Origin of the sequence: Lactobacillus sp. 3B(2020) (assembly GCF_013487845.1) — a bacterium.
Classification (GTDB): Bacteria; Bacillota; Bacilli; order Lactobacillales; family Lactobacillaceae; genus Limosilactobacillus; species Limosilactobacillus alvi.
In genome coordinates this window covers 565,479-586,284 of record NZ_CP047410.1, presented here as the reverse complement: position 1 = coordinate 586,284, position 20,806 = coordinate 565,479, and the positions used below count along the sequence as shown (strand labels likewise).

Here is a 20,806-nt window from a genome sequence, read left to right as displayed (position 1 = left end):
ATGACAACAACATTTACAAACGCAAAAATCTTTCTTGGGACTGACGAAACTAGTTTCGCTACCGCAATGACGATTGATCATGGCCAAATTACTTGGGTTGGTAATCAGGATGAAGTTACCGATCGAACAGCGATTGATCTTCATGGTCAAACTGTCTTACCTGGATTAATTGACTGCCACACTCACCCCAAATATATCGCTGATGCTTTACACGGGATTGCTTGTACTCCCCCAAAGGTTAATAGTATCGCCGAGTTAATTACGGCTTTAAAAAACGCCCCAACGTATGGTCAAGGCGAAGGGGTTTGGATTGAAGGCTGGGGCTTTGACGAAACAAAGTTAGCTGAACACCGCGCTCCAACAGTTGATGACTTAGATCAAGTTTCAACGACCCAACCGATCTTTCTTTACCGTTCTGACTGCCACTCTTCTGTCGGTAATTCAAAGGCACTTGAATTAGCTGGAATTGACGCAAACACGCCTGACCCCGTTGGAGGAAAAATCGGTCATTTCGAGGATGGCCGGCCAAATGGCTTTATGCGGGAAGTCGCAGCCAGTCAATTATTAATCCGGGCTAAGTCCGCCCAAAATTATCAAACTGATGTTAATAACCTTGTAAATTCTTCCCAGCATTATCTTGAAAATGGGATCATTGCCATTGGCGAAATGATGGGTCGGCTTCACCCATACGACTCGCTGAACTTATACCAAGATGCCGTCAAGGCTGGCTTCAAACCTCGGGCATCAATTTACTATGTTTTTGACGAACTAGGGGATGAAATTTTAGTTCCTGGTGATGACGATCAACTCCGAATTGCTGGTATCAAAGTCTTTATGGACGGTTCAATTTCTGGAGAGACAGCTGATAATAAATCCCCTTATCCTTCTGGCAAACGGGGAGTCTTATTAACTAACCGCCAAAAACTTGAACGTGCTGTTGAATATGCGCAAAAGCATCATCTCCAAATTGCTATTCATGCCATGGGAGATGCTGCTATCCAATTAGTTATCGACGTCACTAAAGATCTTCAGCCGTGGTTAACTGGTACTCCCTCCGTTCGGATTGAGCACGCTTCATTGTTAAGTGATCAAATTTTAAAACAAATGAATGATGCTTCCATGGAATACGGCTTAGCCACTCAGCCGATTTTCTTCTTTGCTGAAGATGAATCCTACCGAAGTTATCTCTCACCGCAACAATTTAAATTAGCTTACCGGCTAAAATCAATGTTAGCTACAAATGCTTTAACCGCCTTAAGTTCAGATGCCCCATGTACTCCATGGTACGAACCTGATAGCCCGTTTTATAGCATTTACGCTGCGGTCACACGGAAGACCGCAAACGGGGATCTCGTTAATCCTGAAGAAGCGATCACCGTTCCACAAGCGATCCTTGGTTATACGAAATGGGCTGCTCAATTAGGACAATTCACCCATAATGGAACCCTCGAAGTTGGTAAAGCCGCTGACTTTGTGATTCTAACGGCCGATCCATTTACTGTTCCTCATGAAGAACTTCAAAACATCCGAGCCAAAGAGACCTGGCTACGAGGGAAGAAAGTTTATCAACGATCGTAATAATAATGAAACCGGCAATTAAGTAACCGTAGGATTTAGTCCCTACCATTATCTTAATTGTCGGTTTTTTCTAATTATGAAATCGTCTTCAAGAAAAATATGACCGCAAGCTTGACTAACTTCTTGAGGCTACCACGACTCAAGTTTTCTCGGTCAGATCCTGCATAATCCAGCTTTACTAAAAATCACGCTCGCGATAAACTGACCGCCTTGAATCTAGATTACGCTTGCTCATACGCCGATCATGCTTATCATGATAAAATTATTTTGCTAAGGAAGAACCTTATGACTAAAAAAATTACGATTCGCTTCGCTGACATTGGGGACTACTTAAAAGTTTTTGCTTTCTTTGCGGTTGTCCTTCAATCAGTCCTAGCCTTTGCCCTTAAAACGCAACCTAACCATCCCCACCAAATTATCATTGGTCTACTATACAACCTAGCTAAGTACACTGCTCCTGCTTTCATTTTTGGGATCCTCTATACATCACTACGAACCCAACCCCAAATTCAGCTTCATCCTTACCGTTATCATCTTAACGGTGCTTGGCATAGTCTCTTTGTTCCAACAATCTGGTGGACTAGTATTTACTTATTGATCATCCCTCAGCTTCAGCAACACCATCATTACCACTCTGGGCTTAGCTTGCTCTGGCAATTTGTCAACGGAAACGCTGCCCCGCACCTTGGTACAATACGATGATGCTTCAGTTTATCATCTTGATGCCCTTTTTCTGGTGGCTAACTAAATCAGCAATTATTCACCCCAAACTCGTCACGATTACCACTGCCTTAGGCTACTTACTTTGGTTAGGAATCTATCAAATTGCAACCAAACGATCGTCAACTCATTGGTACCTCCTCGACCGCGTTTGTCTTTCATTTATGATTTATGGTGTCTATGGTGGCTTAGCTTGGCAGTTTGCTTCTCGCGTTAATTTGTGGCTAGTCAAATGGCGAAAAAAGTTAATCTTAGCAACTGGCTTAGTTTTAATTTGGACAAACAGGGAACTATTCCAATTTGGTTTCCCTGTTCGCCTTACTAATGCCCCTTATTACAAGCTATCAATGACTTGCTATTCCCTTTTGATTATCGCTTTAGTTGCCAACTTAAATTTATGGCAAACTACCCACCATCAGGATCATTCGCTAGCTAGCTTTCACTGGTTAGCAACCTATGCCTACCGGGCCTTTTTATCACATGTCTTCTGGTTATATTTTATTTGGCACGGAATGCTACTTTGGGGCCTTCCAACTAATCATCTTATTTTGGCAATTGTCCTAACTTGGTTAATCACTTGGGGATGGTCATACTTGAGTGCCTATCTAATCCACTTTAGCTGGACTAAAGTTAAATCAACAATCATTACTAATTAATAGCCAGGGATGGTTTTCGAGCTCACTCGTCTAGATGACGTTATCAGCCGGCAATTTTCTCTACCCAACGCACCCCTTTACCAACAAGCGGTTCCACAACCTTGAATGGTCCTGAATACAAAAGCGCCTCTAATAACGAGAAAGCAACGCAAAGCCCCTATTTCTTTGCTTCATCGCGTTCGACGTGCCGCGCAATATCCGCTTGTGTCTCATTGACTAACTGTTTAATCGTAATTTTAGCTAACCGCGCCTCAATCGCTTCTTGAAGTTGGTCAAAGTGTCCGGCTAGAACATTTGGAAACGCCACCCCAACGGAACAGGTTTGTGAAGTATTGTGATCAACCACTAATAGATCATGAGTCGGTTCACTTGCTCGATAAACATCAAGTGCCGTAATTTCATCTAGTGGGCGACAAAAATCAATTTGTGTACTCCCCCGTTGCGTTTTTAAAATCCCCACTTTGCTAAGTTGGCTAATCATTTGGCGAACTAAACTTGGGTTTGTATTTAAACTCGCCGCAATAATCGTACTTGGTAATTTTTCTCCCTCGTGAACTTTTAAATAAACGAGGATCTGGAGTAAGTCACTGAGTCGCGTATTTGCCATTTTAATTCTCCGTTCTTTATTGCTGATATTAGGATATCATTTACTTTTTGTAAGTATCAAGCAATCAAACCTTGAAAAATTAAGAATGTTAATTTTATTTACTTTCCCCTCAAATATTCATTTAATATTCGTGCGTTTTTCGCCTATCTGATCAACTGTTATTAAGAAAATAACTTTTAACAAGAAAGATGAAAACTTTGTCATTTGTAATTACTAATAATTATTTATTTTGAAAGCGATTGCTATAAATTTACTATGGTATACTTAGTTCAATAATTAACTTCTCATAACTTTGTCATTAATTATTAACTTTAGAAAGAAGGCTCTCCATGTTAAGCTCTGATGACCAAGGTCACATAAAACGTAGCCTCAAAACACGTCATTTAACCATGATCGCTCTCGGTGGTTCCATTGGAACTGGATTCTTAGTTGCCTCTGGATCAGCAATTTCAACGGCTGGTCCTGGTGGGGCCCTCCTTGTTTACGCCCTAATGGGAATTATGGTCTACTTTCTGATGACTAGTTTAGGAGAAATGGCAACTTACAGTCCAACGACGGGGTCCTTTGTTAAATATTCAAGTGACTATGTTGATCCTGCCCTGGGCTTTGCAATGGGTTGGAACTATTGGTTTAACTGGACCATCACGATTACCGTCGATGCCGTATCTTGTGGGGTTGTCCTAAACTTCTGGCTTCCCCACGTCCCCAGTTGGATTTTTACCATCGGGGTCTTTATTATCATCACGATCATTAATTGGTTGTCGGTCCGTTCCTATGGTGAAATGGAATATTGGCTATCCCTCATCAAAATCGTCACAATTGCCATCTTCATTATTGTCGGCTTAGCCATTATTGTTGGCATCATGGGTGGTCATTCTGCCGTTGGCCTTTCAAACTTTACTTACAAGCAAGCTCCATTTGTTGGTGGCTTTCCAAGTATGTTCGCTGTCTTTTTAGTTGCGGGAATGTCATTTCAAGGAACTGAAATGGTCGGCATTACCGCTGGTGAATCAGCTAATCCCCGCAAGGACGTTCCTAAATCAATTAAATCAACTTTCTGGCGGATCCTCGTCTTTTACTTACTTTCAATTTTTGTAATGGCTTGTATTTTACCATATACCGATAAAAACCTCTTGAGTCAAAACGTACAGGATATTTCAATGAGTCCGTTTACGATTGTTTTTGAACGAGCGGGCTTAGCGGCTGCCACCAGTGTAATGAACGCAGTAGTTTTTACCGCTCTGCTCTCAGCTGCCAATTCTGGGCTATACGCCTCAACCCGGATGCTTTATACCCAAGCCAAGGAAGGTTATGCTTGGTCGATTTTTGGCTACGTCAACAAACGAGGCATTCCAATTTATGCCATGATCGGAACCTTAACCATCTCCCTCTTAGTTTTCTTAACTCAGTTCTTGGGGAAAGAAGCTTACAACTACTTAATTGCCGCTTCCGGATTAAGTGGTTTCATTGCCTGGCTTGGGATCGCCATTGCCCATTATCGGTTTCGGCGGGCCTTTTTAGCTCAAGGTCACCAATTAAGTGAGCTGAAATACCAAGCTTTGCTCTTCCCGTTTGGACCAATTTTTGCCTTTATCCTGTGTCTAATTGCTGTGGGTGGCCAAAATATTGACGCCTTTATTCATTGGAACTGGGAAAGCATCTTAATCACCTATATGAGTGTTCCCCTCTTCGTGATTCTTTTCCTATATTATAAAATTAAATATAAGAGTCACTTAATTCCTTTAAATGCGGTTAAATTACGTTAGTCTAGTTTGTGGAAAGAAGGAATGGAAAAGGCCACCAATAAAGGCTAAGTTGCAGTGAACTAGCCAGGTTTCCTGTCGTTGGCGAACCCATGCGAAGTCAAGGAAGACAGGACCAACTACAATGAAGAAAATCTCCACGCTCTGCTAAGAAATCTCCCTCGAAATAAAAGTTACATCCTCGAACCTAACTAAAGTTGGTTTTCACAAGGTTTACTTTTATCGTCATAGGGTTTCTGGCAGAGCCTTTTTTACTAATCTAGCTTTTGGGGAAATCTTTCCAGATACCTTAGAACGGCCTTCTGTACTATGGTAAACAAGTCCTGTGAGCTTTAGTAGACTTGGTTGTTTTTCCCTTCCTCTGTATCTCCAAATATTACTCAAAAAATTTGTCATCCCACTCACCGGAATTAACATTGTGTTAAGATAGGAAGTTGTAACACGAAAGGATGGAATTAATATGAAGATTTTGGCACTTGATACTTCAAATCATCCCATGAGCGTCGCCCTAGTTGAAGATGATCAGTTAAAGGCAACCACGACGCTAAATACCGTTAGAAACCATAGCATTTACGTTCTCCCTACCATTGATGAATTAATGCGCCGGGTAAACTGGGAGCCAACTGATCTTGACCGAGTAGTAGTAGCTAAAGGCCCGGGTTCTTATACCGGGATCCGGATCGCCGTTACCACTGCTAAAACTTTAGCAATGACTTTAGGAATCGATTTAGTAGGGATCTCGAGTTTAGCAACCATTGCTGCTGGCATCGCACCGGTAACTGATACCTTATTAGTTCCTTTTTTTGATGCGCGCCGGGGTAACGTTTTTGCGGGAAGCTATCGTTACCAAAACGGTCAATTAACCAACATTTTACCCGATGGCCATTTCACCTTCGCGGAATTAATCGATCAGTTACCGAGCGATGGACCAGTCTACTTACTTGGCGAACTGACTAAAAAGCTTCAAGCCGCTGTTCCAAGTTTACCTGCCAATATTCAAGTTATTGAATCAGCGGCCATGGTTTCAACCTTTGCTTTAGCAAAACTTGGCGCTAAAGCCCAACCGGTTACCGATATTGATAACTTTATCCCAACCTACTTGCGGATTACCGAAGCCGAAGCTAACTGGCAAAAAGACCATCCTAATCAAGGACCGATTGAATATGTTAAAGAAGTTTAACAGCTGGTTAAAAGTTTACTTTGGGATGCAGTACGAAAACCACTTGCGGTTTACACCCCAGACAGTTGTAGTTAATCAACAACCATATCTAATTTCCCAAGTAAGCGAAGTTGAAGTTCCCGAACTCGTTGAGATTGAGCGAGTCATCTATCGCATTCCACCATGGGATGAAGCTGCTTTTTATTATGACTTACACCGGCCGAATTGTTTATATTTAGCAGTTAAAGACCATGATACTGTTTTAGCCTATGCGGGGATGGCGGTTAATTATGCGGCTAAAGATGCCCACCTAACAAACGTTGCGACCCACCCCGCTTTTCAACAACGCGGTTTAGCTTCCGCTCTTCTTCGGTCACTAATGCAAGTTGCAATTCGCCAACGCTTATTAACCATGAGTTTGGAAGTTCGGGTTAGTAACTTAACCGCCCAACATCTTTATGAGCACTTTGGCTTTAAAATTCAAGGCACCCGTCACCATTACTATATTGAGGACGGGGAAGATGCCTACACAATGGTAAGCGACTTAAAATTGAAAGGAAATTAACATGGTAGAACCAACCTATATTTTAGATTTTGAAAGTAGTTGTGATGAGACAAGTGTGGCGGTGATTGAAAATGGCACTAAAATCCTAAGTAACATCGTAGCCACGCAAATTGCTAGTCACCAACGGTTTGGCGGCGTTGTTCCTGAAGTTGCTAGTCGCCACCATATCGAACAAATTACCAAATGTACCAGGGAAGCCTTAACCGAAGCGGGCGTTACCTATGAGCAATTAGCTGGCGTCGCCGTAACGTACGGCCCTGGCCTTGTTGGTTCCCTTCTAATTGGCGTTACCGCTGCCAAGATTATCGCCTGGGCTCATCACTTACCGCTGATTCCAGTCAACCACATGGCTGGTCATATCTACGCCGCGCGCTATGTTGGTGAATTCACTTACCCAATGATGGCCCTTTTAGTCTCGGGTGGGCATACCGAACTCGTTTATATGAAAGCCGAGCACGAATATGAAATCATCGGTGAAACTCGCGATGATGCCGTTGGGGAAGCCTATGATAAGATTGGGCGAGTATTAGGGATTAATTATCCCGCGGGGAAAACCGTTGATGAATGGGCTCATCAAGGCCAGGATACCTTTAAATTCCCCCGGGCAATGGTCCAAGAAGATAACCTTGACTTCTCTTTCAGTGGTTTAAAATCCGCTTTCATTAATACCGTCCATAACGCTCATCAACGCGGCCAAGAACTTAACAAAAACGACCTAGCGGCAAGTTTTCAAGCTGCGGTTGTTGATATTCTGGGTGAAAAAACGATGCGGGCCCTTGATCAATATCCAGTAAAGCAACTGGTTCTTGCCGGGGGAGTGGCGGCTAACTCAGGCGTTCGGTCTCGACTGGAAAAGGATTTAGCAAAACTCCATCCAGAAGTTAAATTACTCCTCGCTCCCTTAAAGCTATGTGGTGATAATGCAGCAATGATTGGAGCGGCTGGATACGTAAATTACCAACATGGTGACCGGGCTGGTTGGGATTTAAACGCCGTTCCTGGCTTGTCATTTGACCGGACAACCGATCTGACCCAATAATTTTTAACTGACGTTAAAAAGGGATCGTCAACTTTAACAAGTAATTCAGCACCTTAAAAAGTATTCACAGCGAAGCAAGATTTACTATCCAAGTGATTGATGGTAAGTAGAAACTATTGATGCTTCGCTATCTAAAACACACTAGTCTCTAACGCAATCACTACTTTCGCTATTAAGATCGTCACCTAAGAAATCCTTAATGGCTCAACTTAACGGACTAATGGTAGATAAAATTCGTCACTTGATGATTAAATGAAAAAAGATCCTCGACGATCTGGTCGAGCTAAGCAGAACGCAAGTTGATTCATTAATTTCAGGCCACTGGGCTAGTGCGCCCAGTGGAAAGCAACTGCCATTCAGCTACGGCTTTGACCTTAGTTACTGAGTAACATTCGGAGATGAAAGAGAGGCCGAGAAGAAACGTGTATTTCTTCCCGGCCTCTTTCGTTGTGGATCTGAAAAATATTACAGAAAACTTAGGTCGTTACCCAACCCTCTTATTCAGCTTCATTAGCGGCCCGTTCTCGTTCTTTGGCTAACCGTTCTTTGATGTAATTTGCGGTTGTTTCTAGCTTGCTTTGCTCTTCAGGCGTTAAGTTAAGTTGCAGTTGCTTAACCACTCCCCGGCGCCCAACAACTGCCGGATATGATAAATATGTACCTAATTCTTCCCGGTAATTTGAAACCGGTAATTCCGTCATTGCATCGTTTAACATCGCTAAGGTAAGGCGAACAGCTGCCGTTGCAACCCCATAGTTGGTATACTTTTTCCCCTTGTAGACTGTATACCCACCTTGACGGGCTTTTTCTTCCATTTCATCAAGGTCGACTTTAACCTCTGGATTCTCCTTAAGGTAGGTTAAAAGTGGCTTTCCGAAGACCCGGACGGTTGACCAAGCGGTAAACTGTGAATTTCCATGTTCACCTAAGTTATACCCAACTACTGACCTCGAGTCTAACCCTAACGCCTCACCAACGGTTGCTCGCATCCGTGCGGAATCCAGCAAGGTCCCGGTCCCAACAACTTGGTTCTTTGGTAAACCAGTTGCTTCTTGATACATCGAAGTCATCACGTCACAAGGATTTGTGATTACGACCATATTGCCGTGGAAGCCATTTTCTCTTAATTTCTTCCCTACCAATGGGACCTGGGTGCGGGTAAACTTAAATTCGGCAAACCGATCGTGGTCTGGGGTGTCAACTAATTTTGATTTTCCAAGCGCTGAAACTACCACATCACAGTCAGCAACTTGTGACCAATCATTAACGAATAGGTTAGTGTGCGTTGGTAAGTTTGCCATCGCATCCCGCAAGTCCAAAGCATCAGAATTAACCTTCGCTTCATTGGTATCAAACAAAACTAAATCATCAACAAAGCCACCAGAAACTAAATAGTGAGCAACAGTGGCTCCAACATGGCCCATCCCAACAACGGCTACTTTTCTTGTCATATGTATCATCCTTTCAAGTTTAAACCTTCTAATTAAAATTAAATTAGAGATTTTTAATATGTGTATCATTAATATAACACCCTTCTAAATTTTGTCAATGGAAAACAAAAAAGCGATTAAAAAGAACCAAAAAGTTCTCTTTAGTCGCTAATTAAGCCGTCGAGCAGGTTCCTTCCGACCGCTAATATAAAGTTGCTTCCCCACGGTCATTGTAACCGGCTGGGTGCGTTGAGTGCCACTTCCATGCCGTGGCAATGATATCGTGAACATCATCATATTGCGGCTTCCAACCAAGGACTTCCCGGGCCTTGTCACTAGCAGCAACCAAGGAATCCGGATCCCCTGGACGCCGGGGAGCCATCTTGGCTGGGATTTCCTTCCCAGTAACTTCCCGGGCTGCCTCAAGCATTTGCTTGTTGGAGAAACCAGTCGATGAACCAAGATTGAAGGCGTTACTTTCGTTACCTTCTTGCAAGTACTTAATTGCCAAGATATGGGCGTCTGCCAGGTCCATAACGTGAACATAATCCCGGACGTTGGTTCCATCTGGCGTGTTGTAGTCATCACCAAAAATACTCAATTCATCCCGCTTTCCTTGCGCAACTTGCATGATAATTGGAACCAAATGGGTTTCTGGACCGTGGTCTTCCCCAATCGTACCATCGGGAGCAGCCCCAGCAACGTTGAAGTACCGTAAGGCAACAAATTTAATCCCGTATGCCTTATCAGCCCAGGCCATCATGTGTTCCATCATCAGCTTAGAAAGACCATATGGGTTAATTGGCTTTTGTGGATCGGTTTCCTTAATTGGCATGTGTTCGGGTATCCCGTAAGTTGCCGCTGTTGATGAGAAGACAATGTACTTAACCCCAAAGTCGTGCATTGCTTCAAGTAAAGTAATCATTCCACCAGTATTGTTATCAAAATACTTTAATGGCTTAGCCATTGATTCAGGGACAATTGAAAAGGCAGCGAAGTGAACAACCGCCGTAATATCTTCATTTGTAAAAATCCGATCCAAGAATTGCCGGTCCCGGATGTCACCGTAGTAGAACTTGGCTTCCTTAGCAATGGCTTTCCGATGCCCCGTTGAAAGGTTATCGGCGACAACCACGTCCTCTCCCTTTTCAACTAAGCGTTTTACCATATGAGAGCCGATGTAACCGGCACCCCCCGCAACAAGAATTGCCATAATTTGCACCCTTTCTTTTAACTAAAATTTTAGTAAACAAACTTTTCACGCTAAATTATATCACAATAAAGCGCTTGCAAACAAAAAATATCGCAAATCCTGAAAAATCGTTGGTTACATCAATAGCGACCAACGATTTTTTAATTAATTTAGTTTTTGAATTGCAGCTCCATCTAACTGATGATCGAGATATTCAAACAACAATCCTTCCCGCAATCCATTATTACTAAACATTACTTCTTGCATTGAAAGTTGCCGGAGTAAGGCCATTAATGGTAATAAGCCCCCCACAATGACATCCGCCCGCGCAGCGGCAATCCCGCGCATCTTGGTCCGTTCAATTTTATTTGCAGCCACCAAGCTGTGCATTAAGGCAAAGGCATCTTGGCTTTGCATCTTTAGACCATGGACCGGCTGAACATGCGTTGGCGAAGCGGCCAACTTCCAGCGGAATAACTTCGCCAATGCCCGGTTACTACCGCCAAGAGCAACCACCCGCGTATGTCGCGCCCGATTAAGCCAGCGTTGGCTCGTTAACACTTCATCCACCTTAACCACGGCATCATATAAATCAGCCGGGTTAATGACATCCCCCAAATTGTATCGTTGGGATAAAAGAACTGAGCCAATTGGTAAACTGATAACCTCTTCGGCTTGGCCTTCGTCCACTAAAATCAGTTCCATGCTGGCTCCACCAGTATCGATAATTAGGCCATTTTGAATCGGGAGGGTCCGAGAAACCCCAACGTAATCTAGATATGCTTCCCGTTCCCCAGAAATGACGTTAAACTCAATGCCAACTTCTTTTTTAACCCGTTCTAAAAATTCAGCTTGATTTGTTGCTTGGCGCACTGCGGCAGTTGCGACCGCAATTAAGCGGACATCTTTTAAAGCTTGCCATTCGGTCGCAAACTTTTTCAAGGCGGTAATTGTCCGTTCGATCGGTTCCGGCTTCAAAATCTTTTCCGGTCCCATATTTTCTGAAAGGCGGACAAATTCTTTTTCATACTTTACTAGTTGGTGCTTCCCATTCGCATAAATTTCGCTGATTTGTAAACGACAGGAGTTGGAACCAAGATCAATAATTGCCAGGTTAGTCATGCTTACTATCCTTTCCAGTGCTATCTAAGTGCAAGTTTGAAACGTGACGGGTTAAGGTTTCAAAGACGTTTGAGAGCCGCTTATGGTTCTTTTTTTCCCGGTTCAAATCACTAATGTGCTTTTGCGCCTGCTTAATGAAGTAAGCTTGGGAATCAAAACGCTTGCCTTCTGCAGTAACCTTTTCGTAAACCGTTCCTTTCAGAACCCGGGTTTTAACATTATCCCGCCACATATTCTCAAAGATCGCAATCGCTTGAGCTTTTGTGTCTTCTTCCGTTACCGGGTAAAGTTCTTCAACCCGCCGGTTTAAGTTCCGGGTCATCATATCCGCACTGGCTAGGTAAATTTCTTCGTGGCCTTCCCCTTCAAAGTAGTAAATCCGGGAGTGCTCAAGAAAGCGTCCTAAAATTGAATGTACTTCAATGTTTCCATTTAAGACTGGTAAATCATTTCGAAGACAAGTAATTCCCCGAATCAACAGACGGATCTTAACCCCCGCGGCGGCGGCTTCATAAAGGTGGGCAATAATTTGCTTATCGGAAAGTGAATTCATCTTCATGCTGATCCGCGCTGGGTTCCCCCGCTTGGCAATGGCAATTTGTTGATCAATTTTGGCATTGATAAAGTCCCGAATGCCGTCTGGAGAAGCATGGAGCTTATGAAAATACTTGGTCCGGGCAAACCCAGACAAAGCATTGAAAAGGTTGGTTAAATCCTCGCCTAGTTCATAATCACAGGTTAAAAGCCCCATATCCGTGTAGAAGTGGGCGGTCACGTCATTGTAGTTCCCGGTTCCCAGGTGCATATAACGCCGAATACCATCATCATCCCGCCGGATTACTAGTGCAATCTTACAGTGGGTCTTTAACCCGACTAATCCATAAATAACATGACATCCCATTTGTTCAAGTCGCCGGGCCCAGCGAACGTTATTTTGTTCATCAAAGCGGGCCTTAACTTCAACCAGAACAGTAACTTGCTTGCCTTGTTGAGCCGCTTGACCAAGGTACTTAATAATTGGTGAGTTCCCCGAAACCCGGTAAAGAGTCATCTTAATTGCCAATGTCTTGGGGTCCTCAGCGGCCTGATGAATAAAGTTAACCACTGATTGGAAATTATCGTATGGGTGTTGTAATAAGTGATCCTTTTCCCGGATAGCCGCGAAGATGTTGTGGTCCATGTCCAAAGCTGGGTCTTGGTAAGCTTGATATGATGGGTAACGTAAATCAGCATGGCCATCAACCATCCCACTTAACTTTTTTAAGAAGGTCAGGTCAACCGGCCCATTGACCCGGTAAACCCAGGCTTCATCAACCTTGAGACGATCAATCAAGTGATTTTCTAGCCAACTATCAAAGTCTTCTTCAATTTCTAGCCGCATCACACTCCCGTGTTCCCGGGCCCGCAATTGGTGTTGCACCGCCCGTAAGAGGTCGGACGTATCTTCTTCGGCCACGTCCAAGTCCATATCCCGCATAACCCGGTAAGTTCCGGTAGTTAAAACTTTGTAACCTGGGAAAAGCTTAGCGATAAATTCCTTTATCACGTCATCAATTAAGACAAAGACATTTCCCGTTGGCAACTTAAGCAAGCGTTTATAGATTTCTGGGACCCGGATCGTTGCAAATTTTTCTTCCGGCTTTTCGCCGTGTTCATGCATTGCTTGGCTGTTTTCGGTTACTTCTTGGTCCCCTTCAAGGACCTTCCGTGGCCGTGCTTCGACTTGCGAAAGGTCGCGGATTAACTTAACAGCAACATTCAAAGAATTGTTGGCAATAAACGGAAACGGCCGCGAAGAGTCATCAGCCATTGGGGTTAAAACTGGCATTAATTCGTCTTCAAAGTACCGACTAATGAAATCATATTCACGCTCATCAAGATCATTAACATGTTTGATATAAATTTTCTGCTTGGCTAATTCTGGCAATAAGTAATCATTGTAAACTTGATAGCGTTTTTCCACCATTTGGTGTTCCTTCTCGTTGACGGCCGCTAATTGTTCAGCTGGAGTCATCCCCGAAGCATCAGTCGTGGTAACGTTAAAAGCTGATAACTTGTGAAGGGACGCCACCCGCACCATGAAAAATTCATCAACATTACTTTGGGTGATACCAAGGAAGTTAGCCCGTTCAAGGAGTGGGTTCTCAGGAGCAACTGCTTCTTCGAGCACCCGGCCGTTAAAGTCAATCCAAGAAAGTTCCCGATTTACATAGTTACTTGGTTGGTAAAAATCAGTTTCGTTCATTTTACTTTGCTCCCTTCGCAATCAATTCCGGTTGCAAACCATAAACCTGGGTAAAAAGTTTGTTTTTCCGTAAGAAAGCCCACTTTTCCAAAACCAAATCGTCATTGGCCTTTGCCTTTATGAGCAAACGATCCCCCTTCAACTTCAGACTAATTTCCGAAATTTTTTGTTGCCGTGAATCATCCAGCGAATCTGCTACCCGTAAAATAGCAGCCAACTGAGCAATTGGTAACCGCAACCGACTCCGTAACTCCTTAAAGTGATGCTGATCGATTTCAGGTGCTTCTGAGGAATGGTACCGCGAAACTTCAGCAATGATCAAATTATCAACGTCAGAAATCCCGATTAATGGGTTAGCCTCTAGAATATAGGCTGAGTGGCGATAATGACCTTGCGGATTAATAAAGTTACCGATATCATCAACTTTACATGCTAATTCTAAGAGTAACCGGTAATGGTTATTCAACCGGTGAATTGGCTTTAAGGCATCAAATAGTTGCATCGCCACTTTAGTAACGAACTCTTTGTGGTAAACATCAATACCGTACCGTTGGGCCATCTTATCGGCAGCGCTCCGGACAAGGTCATTTACCGGTAATTTATTCGCATAGTCCGCTAACAAACCATCTGGTTGGTCTAAGCTCGTCACATAAAGCTTCCGGGCCTTCAATAATCGCATCGTTTGCCGCACAACTAAATAGCTTGGTAAGACCCAATCCACACTTTGTTCATCGACATCATATTGGTGAATAATGTACTGATCCGATGAAGAAAGAATCCGGCGGAAACGTTGCTTAAAGGAAGCCATATCAACCTGAGCAATTACGTTTGGGGCTTGGATATAACGTTGAGCTAAGGTTTCTACCCCTTGAACTAATAGAACCGGAGCTGGTTGCCCACTCAATTCAGGAACCAAGTATTCCAGTTTGGAACTAATGAAGTCGGTAATAATATCACTCGGGGTAGCCGTCGTTTGCCGGAGGTTTTCTGCTAATTGATTAATCCGGGCCTTGCCAAGGTCAATATCCCAACAGTTCATAAATTGTCCTTGATTAAAGTAGGATAAAGTACTGTTTGAAAGGCCAACGCAAAGCACATAACCAGTTAATTGTTGATCGCCTAATTCATGCTTAAAACGGGGCCATGTTTGGGCAAGAGTTTGCGCTAACAACTGGTTTTTGTTGAGCCACCGTAACTTCAAACCAACCCGAACTTCAATTTGATCGGCCACGTATTGGGCAGAAACATCGTCCAAATCGTCCAAATCGCCAAAACAAGCCACTTCTTTAACTGCGTATTCTTTTAATACTCGTTGAAACCCAACCAAGTTAGTAGTAATGGCGTCCATATTTTCCAAATAATTGGCCACCAACTCATCCCCAACCCGGAGCGCTCCGGACCTAACTTGTGTGACCACCTTTTGATTCTCGTCTTGAATGGTTAAGGTCAGGCGGTCCGGTCGTAATAGGATAATCCCGACATTTTTTTTGGTCACATCACTCAATCCCTTCTGAATTTTTGCTTAATAAATCTGCAATTTAAGGAGCGTTAATCAAATTTTAAGTAAAACAAATTTTCAGCTTATAAAATGATTGCGAACGCTACCATATCTAACTTAAGGATACCACGGATTTTATAATCACAAAAGAATTTCTCAGGGAAAGATTAACTAATTGTCATCACCCTTGTTTGTTATCCAAAGCAAAGGCAAAAATAACATTCTAATTTTCAAAAATCGCCAACAAGAACTGATGTGTAAATTACACTTTTCTCGTTGGCGATTATTTTTTATATTAAATTGACGGTGCCGGTACCATCTTAACCGGGATAAAACTTGGCCAAGATTGATCCGACCCAGTTTCAATTTGTTGGAGTAGTTTTTTGGCAGCCAATTGACCCATCGTTTCCATATCTTGTTGAACCAAAAAGATCCCCTCCCCGACAAAACGTGACCAGGCCCAGTCATCAAAACTAACGAGACCAACATCATCTGGAAATTGCCACTTTAGGATTTTAAAGACGTCCAAAAGATCAAACAAAATTGGTCCCATCAGTGAAACAATCACCGTTCTCCCCCGTAAACTTTGGACCCACTGCTTTATCTTTGGCGCTAAGTCGGTTACGGTATCACCCTTTTTAGTTGCGATATTAAGATAATTAAACCCAACTTGTTCAGCCGCTTTTTTTAATCCAGCAATCCGGGGGATTTGGCCGGAAGCTTCCGCATACCTAGCACTTACCGAAATAATATTTTGGTAGCCCTGCTCAGCCAAATATTTTCCTAAATCAAAGCAGGAAGTTTGATTAGTACTGGTTACTTTCCCCACCGTTGCCGGTTGATCAGGAATTTCCCGATCAACAACCACTAACGGAATTTTCTGGTCAATTGCCGTTTGAAATTGACTAAATTCTCCTGCACTGGGTTGGACGATAATTCCGTCCACTTGCTGAGTATATAGCCGATCCAACGCCCGGGCCTCATTTGTCACCGAGTCGTTGGTGTTCATTAATAAAACATCATAGCCCGCTGGTTGTAAAACATCATAAATTCCCTTTGCCAACAGTGAAGAAAAGGGATTGGCCATATTACCAACTAATAAACCAACTAAATGACTCTGACTTTGGCGTAATCTTCGGGCCGAAGCTGTTGGCGCATAATTTAACTCTTTAATGGTAGCAGCGATCCGTTCTTTGGTTTTCTTCCCCATCCGATCGTATCGTCCATTTAAATACCGAGAAACGGTCGTTACCGATACTCCCGCTACTTTCGCCACATCTTTAATTGTTACGTGTTGCCGCATTTACCTCTTCTCTCGCTTTCCAAACTAGTAACAATAATCATAACCCCAAGGAATTCCAAAAAACAAGATAAAAAGAAAATGAAGGTGGGAAAAAAGCTCCTCGACGGCCTGGTTGGGATAAGAAGAACGAAGGTTGATTCATTAGAATCGGCCTTTCGTTCGCACTTATCCGCTAAGGCCGTGCTTTGGAGCGAACCAGCCAACTGGTTTGGCGTTTGTGAGCCCATGCAAGGCTGAATCGGTTGGTGCGACCGTTAGGGAAGCAACTGCCATTCAGCTACTGCTTTGACCTTAGTTACTGAGTAACATTCGGAGATGAAAGAGGGGCTGGGAAGAAACGTGCGTTTCTTCCCAGCCCCTCTCTTTCTTTGATAATTTTGGCTGTTAGATGACTTTCGCTAAACAAACATTGCCATTACGAGAATCGTTGCTAACCCGGCTAGGGCGAGGACGCAAGTTAAAGTCGTCCAAGCAATGAAGTTTTCTTTTAGGGATAAACCAAAGTATTCCTTAATCATCCAGAAACCAGCGTCGTTAACGTGACCACCGAAAACTGAACCAGCCCCGACAGCGAGAACCATTAAGGCCGCCATCGTGGAATTGGCCCCAAATTGATGAGCCATTGGGGCAATCAAACCTGCAGCCGTCATCGCAGAGACGGTTGATGAACCCAGAGCAATCCGCAAAATAGCGGTGATTAACCAAGCGGCTACGATTGGAGACAAGCTGGTGTGGGCAAACAGTGCCGAAACATACTTGGAGATTCCACCATCTACCAAAACTTGTTTGAAGGCACCCCCACCACCGATGATTAGGAGCATCATGGCAATTTGCTTAACGGAAGTGACCATTGAGTTAGAAATTTCTTCCATCTGCTTGTTCCGCATCAAGCCCATTGTAAAGACGGCAAATAAGAGGGAAATCAACATTGCTGCATCAGGCGCCCCAATAAATTGAATTACTTCGTTCACAACGTTACCTTTTGGCAAAATGAAGGAACAAATCGTAGCGACTGCAATCAAAATAACCGGTAACATCGCCGTTAAAACAGAGATCCCAAAACCTGGTGTCTCTTCAAGCTTAAATTCCTTGTATTCCCCTAAGACCGAGATATCCATGTTCTTCCGGTAAACCTTTGGGTAGAACTTGTGTAAAAAGTAATTGTAAAGTGGACCAGCAACAATAATCGTCGGAATCGCTGCGATAATCCCGAGCAAGAGAACGTGACCTAAGTTAGCCCCTAAGATATCCGTAATTGCCGTTGGCGCCGGGTGTGGTGGTAAAAAGGCGTGAGTAACGTTCAAAGTTGCCGCCATTGGAATTCCTAAGTACATCAATGGCATATCCATTTCCCGCGCAATGATGAAGATGATCGGAAGGACAACGACCAACCCAACTTCAAAGAATAAAGCTAATCCAATGATGAAAGAAGCTAAAATAACGGCAACTTGAATCCAACGCCGCCCAAACTTTTCAATCAAAGTCGTTGCGATCCGGTAACCACCACCAGAATCAGAAACGAGTTGACCCAGCATGGAACCAAACCCAAAGATGACGGCTAAGTGACCTAGCTGGCCCCCAATCCCAGTTTCAATCGTGGTTGGAATTTTAGCAATTGGTATTTGAAGCATTAGGGCAATAATGAATGAAGTAACAACCAAGGAAACAAAGGTATTTAACTTCAACTTAATAATCATGAAAATTAAGAGGGCAACCCCAATTAAAACAATCAATAATGGCATCTTTTGATCCTCCTATGATTTTTGCTTTGCTTGTAGCTGAGCGACAACCGAATAAGCTGGCGACAATAATTCCTCGACTTGTTTAAAAAGTGGTAAATATTCTTGGTAAGTTGCAACTGCTTTTTGATCTGGCATGTAACTTTCAACTGGTCCCATGAAATTCTTTACGATTGCATAGTCATCAATGAGACCAAGGCTCTTCATCGCCATCGTGATTGCTCCTAGACAACCAGACTCAAACGATTCCGGAATATTAACGGTAACGTTTAAAATATCCGACATCATTTGTTTCCAAACGGCTGATTGAGCAAATCCACCGGTTGCCGTAACACTAGTTGGTTCGCCAATCAAATCACGAACCGCTGCAAAGACGGTCGCAATATTGAAGTTAATTCCTTCCATCACCGCGCGGAGCATATCCGCTCGGGTGTGGAGTGGAGTTAGTCCAAAGAAAGATCCCCGTGCATTTGCATCCCAAAGCGGTGCTCGTTCGCCACCAAGGAAGGGATGGAAGACCAATCCATGCGCTCCAGCCGGTGCACTAGCGATAACTTCATTAGCTAAGTCGTAAGCACTACCGCCATTTTGTTTAACAGCTGAGTTATCCACGAGGTGTTCAACTGCCCATTGGAAAACATCCCCACCATTATTAATCGGGCCACCAACGACATACATTCCTTCATCAATGGCATAACAGAATAGTCGCTCTTGCGGGTCAATCACCGGCTTGGTCGTTGCGACCCGGACCGCTGCTGAAGTCCCAATCGTAATTGCCACTGTGTCTGGTTTTAAGGCCCCTACCCCAAGATTTGATAAGGCCCCATCAAAAGCCCCGTAAACAAATGGCGTGTTGGCTGGAATCCCCATTTCTTGGGCCGCTGCTGGTACCAGGTCATGCGCTTGGCTGGTACCCTTTACAATTTCCGGAAGTTGTTCTTCGCTAACCCCAGCTAGTGCTAAGGCTTCTTCATCCCAGGTACTAGTTTGTAAATTAAACAGTCCCGTACATGAAGCAATTGAGATATCGACCTTAAAAGTTTGGAATAATTTCCAGAAAAGATAAGACTTGATATCTGCAATATACCTAGCCTTGGCCATTAAAGTTGGCTGGGTTTGTTTTAACCACATTAGTTTAACCAACGGTGACATCGGATGAATTGGGGTCCCAGTATGAGCAAACAAGGTTTTCGCTACCAATTGACGGCGTAGATCTTCAGCAACCCTGCTTGCCCTGGTATCGGCCCAAGTGATTGACCGCGTTAGTGGCTGGTGATTTTTGTCTAATAAAATCAAACTTTGGTTAGCGCTTGAAAATGATACCGCTAACAATTTTCCGGTTACCAAATCCGCTTTCTGAGATGCTTGCCTAATTACTTGTTTGACCGCGGTAACAATGGCTTCAGGATCTTGTTCAGCCATCCCGCTTGCATCCCGATAGAGGGTATAACCAGCTTTAAAACTCGCTATTACTTTTGCTTCTTGATTATAGAGAACTGCCTTTGTTGACGTTGTTCCCACATCGACTCCAATTAAGTAATCCATGTTTCTCTCCTCTTTTTGTAATCGCTTACGTTTATCGATACACCAAGTATTATCCACAAAGAACGCCTTATTGTCAACCCAATATCTAGGTTCGAAGGGAAACGTTTTCCTAAAACGGTTACAAAAAGTGCATAAGACTAGTCTTTTCTGACAATCAAATTTTTATCAAAAAATTTCCAACCAGGCCGTCAAGGAGTTTTTCCCCAACCTCAAGATCCATTCAGCTCCTACGCTGGTATGACCGATTAATAATTTTAGCTATAACAAAAAAGCTACTAATAAGGTTAAGTCATGGTCAGTTAGCCAGATTTACTGGCGTCGGCGAACCCATGTGAGGCCAAGAACGATCATGCCAACTGTAAGGCCGACAAAATCCCACTTGACTACATTCGAACCTTTAAATTAGTAGCTTTTGTAGTTTGTTTCCTAGGTTATTTACTATTTTTCTTGCTGTTCTTTTGCGACTTCTTTTTTCACTTGTTGGCGTAAGTTTGCCAAGTACCAAGCATGAGCCATCGTTGCGCCCAGAAAAATAATGAGTCCAATGATAAAAATCAACCAGGCCTTGACCATCATTGCCGCCCCGGCCGCAAAAATTCCCAGATTGCCAATCGCATTCAGGATGATCACTCCATCATATTTCAC

The 20,806-nt window shown here is 43.4% G+C and carries 17 protein-coding genes; 7 read left to right on the top strand and 10 right to left on the bottom strand.

All coding sequences use genetic code 11. The features are described from left to right. The 3 genes from GTO83_RS02715 to GTO83_RS11080 all read left to right on the top strand — a co-directional run bounded on the left by GTO83_RS02715 (nt 1) and on the right by GTO83_RS11080 (nt 2,954). Nucleotides 1-1,578, top strand: a complete 1,578-nt coding sequence (locus GTO83_RS02715) for an amidohydrolase (protein ID WP_180871610.1) — start codon at nt 1-3, stop codon at nt 1,576-1,578. Between the two features lie 285 nt (nt 1,579-1,863). Beyond that, complete coding sequence (locus GTO83_RS11085; protein WP_370524329.1) at nt 1,864-2,280, top strand: hypothetical protein; 417 nt, start codon at nt 1,864-1,866, stop codon at nt 2,278-2,280. Continuing rightward, nucleotides 2,277-2,954 (top strand): hypothetical protein, encoded by a 678-nt coding sequence (locus tag GTO83_RS11080; RefSeq protein ID WP_370524328.1) that lies wholly within the window; start codon nt 2,277-2,279, stop codon nt 2,952-2,954. The genes GTO83_RS11085 and GTO83_RS11080 overlap by 4 nt, the downstream gene beginning before the upstream one ends. A 157-nt stretch (nt 2,955-3,111) precedes the next feature. On the opposite strand, the gene GTO83_RS02705 is transcribed toward GTO83_RS11080, so the two are convergent. Beyond that, nucleotides 3,112-3,561, bottom strand: a complete 450-nt coding sequence (locus GTO83_RS02705; RefSeq protein ID WP_180871609.1) for an Rrf2 family transcriptional regulator — start codon at nt 3,559-3,561, stop codon at nt 3,112-3,114. Nucleotides 3,562-3,890: 329 nt separating this feature from the next. On the opposite strand from GTO83_RS02705, the gene GTO83_RS02700 reads away from it, so the two are divergent. The 4 genes from GTO83_RS02700 to tsaD all read left to right on the top strand — a co-directional run bounded on the left by GTO83_RS02700 (nt 3,891) and on the right by tsaD (nt 8,087). Next, nucleotides 3,891-5,327 carry an amino acid permease gene (locus tag GTO83_RS02700; protein ID WP_180871608.1) on the top strand — a complete coding sequence of 479 codons (1,437 nt, stop codon included), beginning with the start codon at nt 3,891-3,893 and terminating at the stop codon, nt 5,325-5,327. 457 nt (nt 5,328-5,784) lie between these two features. Continuing rightward, a complete protein-coding gene (gene tsaB / locus GTO83_RS02695; protein ID WP_180871607.1) occupies nt 5,785-6,504 on the top strand; it encodes a tRNA (adenosine(37)-N6)-threonylcarbamoyltransferase complex dimerization subunit type 1 TsaB in 720 nt (239 codons plus the stop codon). Then, nucleotides 6,488-7,048: a ribosomal protein S18-alanine N-acetyltransferase gene (gene rimI / locus GTO83_RS02690; RefSeq protein ID WP_180871606.1), complete on the top strand. Its 561-nt coding sequence runs from the start codon at nt 6,488-6,490 to the stop codon at nt 7,046-7,048. Before tsaB ends, rimI begins: the two co-directional genes overlap by 17 nt. A 1-nt stretch (nt 7,049) precedes the next feature. Then, a complete protein-coding gene (tsaD, locus tag GTO83_RS02685) occupies nt 7,050-8,087 on the top strand; it encodes a tRNA (adenosine(37)-N6)-threonylcarbamoyltransferase complex transferase subunit TsaD (RefSeq protein WP_180871605.1) in 1,038 nt (345 codons plus the stop codon). Nucleotides 8,088-8,584: 497 nt separating this feature from the next. Here tsaD and GTO83_RS02680 read toward each other — a convergent pair whose 3' ends face one another. The 9 genes from GTO83_RS02680 to GTO83_RS02640 form a co-directional block, all read right to left on the bottom strand. Then, nucleotides 8,585-9,538, bottom strand: a complete 954-nt coding sequence (locus tag GTO83_RS02680; RefSeq protein ID WP_180871604.1) for an L-lactate dehydrogenase — start codon at nt 9,536-9,538, stop codon at nt 8,585-8,587. 181 nt (nt 9,539-9,719) lie between these two features. After that, a complete protein-coding gene (galE, locus tag GTO83_RS02675; RefSeq protein ID WP_180871603.1) occupies nt 9,720-10,730 on the bottom strand; it encodes a UDP-glucose 4-epimerase GalE in 1,011 nt (336 codons plus the stop codon). 144 nt (nt 10,731-10,874) lie between these two features. Then, on the bottom strand, nt 10,875-11,831 hold the full coding sequence (locus tag GTO83_RS02670) for a Ppx/GppA family phosphatase (RefSeq protein ID WP_180871602.1): 957 nt from the start codon (nt 11,829-11,831) through the stop codon (nt 10,875-10,877). After that, the gene (locus GTO83_RS02665; RefSeq protein WP_180871601.1) at nt 11,824-14,076 is read right to left on the bottom strand and encodes an RNA degradosome polyphosphate kinase; all 2,253 of its coding nucleotides are present in this window, start codon (nt 14,074-14,076) and stop codon (nt 11,824-11,826) included. Before GTO83_RS02665 ends, GTO83_RS02670 begins: the two co-directional genes overlap by 8 nt. Before the next feature lies 1 nt (nt 14,077). Continuing rightward, a complete protein-coding gene (locus GTO83_RS02660) occupies nt 14,078-15,571 on the bottom strand; it encodes an exopolyphosphatase (RefSeq protein ID WP_370524327.1) in 1,494 nt (497 codons plus the stop codon). A 298-nt stretch (nt 15,572-15,869) separates the two neighbouring features. Further along, on the bottom strand, nt 15,870-16,877 hold the full coding sequence (locus tag GTO83_RS02655) for a LacI family DNA-binding transcriptional regulator (RefSeq protein WP_180871599.1): 1,008 nt from the start codon (nt 16,875-16,877) through the stop codon (nt 15,870-15,872). 398 nt (nt 16,878-17,275) lie between these two features. Further along, entirely contained in the window at nt 17,276-18,619 is a 1,344-nt protein-coding gene (locus GTO83_RS02650; RefSeq protein WP_180871598.1) for a gluconate:H+ symporter, read from the bottom strand. A gap of 12 nt (nt 18,620-18,631) precedes the next feature. Continuing rightward, entirely contained in the window at nt 18,632-20,161 is a 1,530-nt protein-coding gene (locus GTO83_RS02645) for a gluconokinase (RefSeq protein WP_180871597.1), read from the bottom strand. 438 nt (nt 20,162-20,599) lie between these two features. Continuing rightward, nucleotides 20,600-20,806: a hypothetical protein gene (locus GTO83_RS02640; RefSeq protein ID WP_180871596.1), complete on the bottom strand. Its 207-nt coding sequence runs from the start codon at nt 20,804-20,806 to the stop codon at nt 20,600-20,602.